At 40.7% G+C, this 3,519-nt stretch carries 3 protein-coding genes; 2 read left to right on the top strand and 1 reads right to left on the bottom strand.

All coding sequences use genetic code 11. The features are described 5' to 3' along the window. The coding region (locus R7O12_RS23510; protein WP_318126446.1) for a VCBS domain-containing protein at positions 1–803 on the bottom strand (803 nt) is incomplete at its 3' end. Between the two features lie 369 nt (positions 804–1,172). Here R7O12_RS23510 and R7O12_RS23505 point away from each other — a divergent pair. Together R7O12_RS23505 and R7O12_RS23500 are read left to right on the top strand one after the other, a co-directional pair. Further along, positions 1,173–2,480, top strand: a complete 1,308-nt coding sequence (locus R7O12_RS23505) for a TolC family outer membrane protein (protein ID WP_140112688.1) — start codon at positions 1,173–1,175, stop codon at positions 2,478–2,480. 5 nt (positions 2,481–2,485) lie between these two features. Continuing rightward, positions 2,486–3,103, top strand: a complete 618-nt coding sequence (locus R7O12_RS23500; protein WP_025576707.1) for an OmpA family protein — start codon at positions 2,486–2,488, stop codon at positions 3,101–3,103. Positions 3,104–3,519: the final 416 nt, after the last annotated feature.

Here is a 3,519-nt window from a genome sequence, read left to right as displayed (position 1 = left end):
ACGTCTTCTTGAACCGCGCCTTTATCATCACCCGGTTGATCTGGTGTGATAATCGCTTTGTCGTCTGAGCCCGTAATGGTCACGACCACGTCATGAGTCGTGCCATCTGCAGATGTTACTGTCATGGTACGAATAATCGGATCACTATCGGCGTCCAACGCTTGAACGTCTGGGTGGCTATTGTTCAACTCATACGTCCAGTTACCTTGCTCATCGATAGAGAAAATACCCCAGTTACCGTCTTGAACGTCCGTTTGGGGTTGGAAGACCGCTTCACCTGCATCAGGGTCATCCACGTTTAGGTTGCCACCTGTGGTAAGCGTTACGTCTTCTCTTACTGCCCCCACATCGTCACCATCAATTAACGCCGAGGAGTTACTACTATCTATTTCAGTAGAACGATGCACGTCAGGTAAAACATTGGTATCGCTCTGCTCACTGTCTAAACCTGAAGTTTCAAAAAACGTACTTGCCAGAAGTTCAGCCCCTGAACGTTCAATTGTTCCGGAATTGGTTAAGCTAGAACTTAATTGCTCACCTGCAGCAGTAGCGTATTCTTCTCCTAATTCTGTAGGGTCATCACCTTGCGCAACGGCTTTAATGATTTCCTCAACTTCAGGAGATATATCTGAATTTGTATCACTGCGCTCTAATGAGGCATGCGCAGGTAGAGAATCACCATTCAACGTCTCCACGACAATCTCACCCGGAAGTAGGTTCTCCTTAGATTCAACTACTCTAATATGACCATCTTTACCGATTACAACATACTTATCCGTCGTTGAATTTGACTTTCCAACCAAAGTTATTACCCCATTTAACAGATGAAATAACCCCTACCCTTGACTAAATCAGGCAATGAGAATTATTTCAGGCAGTGATACATTTAGTTAATAGTTTATCATTATTTGCTCAATGTACAACATGCACTTGTTCCCACAATAAGTTTCATGTTTTAAAGTGGTTTTATTTTGCCCCAGAAAGTCATATGCTATGCGGCTTATTTTTAGGGACTTTGTTCCAGCGATTACATTTTTTAAAATGATGGCTTAAATTAACCAAGCCAGATTTGATACAAACGTTTTCTTTAATATATCCGGTTCTTAAAGTTTCATTATTGAGACAATAAATTAAAGATAATTAGCGTTGCGAATTATTTGGGGAGACTTCTTTTGAAGCTTAGTAGTATTAGTGTTGTTTGTTTTGGTTTGTTAATACCTCTTCATTCCAGTGCACAAACATTAGAGCAAGCCGTAGCGGTTACATTTGCAACCAACCCAGAGATCAAAAGTGCGTTCAATGAATATATGAGTAAACGCTACATCATTGATCAATCCACTGGTGCATACAAACCGACCATCGATTTAGACGCAGGTATCGGTTATGAGGGCATAGATCCAGCGAACTCCGCAGATAGAACCGACATGACCCGTAAAGAAGCTGCAATTACATTTAGCCAGTTGATTTGGGATGGTTCTAAAACTCTTTACGATATCGATCGCACATCAGCAGACGCTGAATCGGTACGTTATCAATTGCTTGCTGATGCTCAAAATATTGCCCTACAAGTTGCTAAAGCGTATCTGGATGTAATTAAGGCACAGCAGTTCATTACTCTTTCAGAAAGCAACTTAAATACGCACGAGCGTATTTATACTGACATCAAAAAACGCACAGAATCAGGAATAGGCTCAGTCGCCGACTTGACTCAAGTTGAAGGTCGCCTAGCAAAAGCTCACAGCAATTTACTAGCTGCACAAAATAACTACAAAGATGCGCAAACCACATTTATTCGATTAGTGGGTGAAAACCCTCAGGATCTAATCTTTCCACGCGCAGACCAAAACTTTATTCCCGACTCCTTGGATGAGGCCAAAAATCAAGCTTTTGAAAACCACCCAGTGATAAAGATAGCTTTAGCAGATGTCGACTCTGCAAGATACCAGTACCAGCAAGCAGATGCGAACCACTATCCAGTAGTTTCCGTTGAAGCAGCACAAAACTGGCGTGATGATGCAGGAGGTATTGAAGGTAACAGTTCTGAAACCACTGCTATGCTTCGCGTCCGCTATAACCTATATAATGGCGGCAGAGATTCAGCAAACACTGATAGTATGGCCTACCAGCTCAACAAAGCGAAAGACCTACGTGAACGTGCCTACCGAAGTGTTGAGCAAGAGCTTAGTCTCTCATGGAGTGCTTTAGAATTGACTGGCAAACAAAAAACCTTTCTAAGCCAACATGTTGATTCAATGTCAGACACCGTTGTTGCTTATCAAAAGCAGTACCGCATTGGTAAACGTACATTGCTTGATTTGCTCAATACTGAAAATGAGCTATTTGAATCCCGCAAAAACTACCTCGAAACGCAGTTCGATCAACAATACGCTAAATACCGAACTCTAACTTCTACAGGAAAACTTCTTGATGCATTGCGCGTCGATATTCCGCAAGAATGGACTCAGCCAGTAGAGTACTAAACACAATGAAAAACAATACCTTAATATTTCTAGCTCTATCAACAATGAGCCTAAATAGTGCATTTGCGACTGATAAGTTCGATTACATCCCTACTCCGGAGCACATTCAAGTCGCTGACCTTCATGACGTAGATAACGATGGCGTAATCAATGCTCGTGATCTATGTGCGAATACCCCAGTTGGTGCCGAAGTAGATAATGATGGCTGCGAAACCTACCTAAACAAAGAAGAACAGTATCAACTTAAGATTTTGTTTGCTAATGATTCAGACAGCATTAATCCAGTATTCCAACGTAAGATTACTGAATTAGCAGCATTCCTTAAGAAGTACCCTACGACTTCTATCGAAATACAGGGTTACGCAAGTAAAGTTGGTACCGCAGCTTACAACCTTGAGCTATCACGCCGCCGAGCAAGTAACGTACGCAACCTATTAATTAAGCAAGGTATTTCAGAGGACAGGTTAACTATTGTTGGCTTTGGTGATACCCATTTAGCTAAATTGGGGACAGATGATGTCAGCCACGCTTTAAACCGTCGTGTAACCGCTACCGTCATTGGCCATAAAGGCATGGTTAAAGATGAGTGGACGATATTTACTACCTTTCCCAAGGTAAACTAACACCCCTGCCTCTGGCCAGTTTTCATCAATGGCTAGAGGCATCTTCTATAGGGGCTTGATGAAACAGATATCAGTACATTTTACTGACTTAAACTAAAGCTAATCACCACCATTCATTTAGAGAATTGAGCTCCGTACGAAATTAAGAACCATCTAATTAATATAGTTGTAACTTACTTTAGAAAATATTATTAACTTATTTAATTATAAAAAATAAAAGCTGTCAGATAAAAATAGTAGTAACATATTTAATTATAAAAAATAAAAGCTGTCAGATAAAAATAGTAGTAACATATTTCACTTAAACAAGTGATTGCACTTTTTCGAACGAGTTACAGTGGGCTTTGTTGCGTAATTCGATGGAACTAAATCAGGAAGTTACGATCTGATCGGTTACATCAGTTAATCATCGTAGC

This window comes from Vibrio sp. Vb1574, assembly GCF_033338675.1.
The sequence above is the reverse complement of the archived record's forward strand: the minus strand, read 5'-3'. Positions and strand labels throughout refer to the sequence as shown.

Coding starts and splice junctions, on each gene's coding strand:
- R7O12_RS23500 (WP_025576707.1), top strand. CDS start 2,486: ATGAAAAACAATACCTTAATATTTCTAGCTCTATCAACAATGAGCCTA.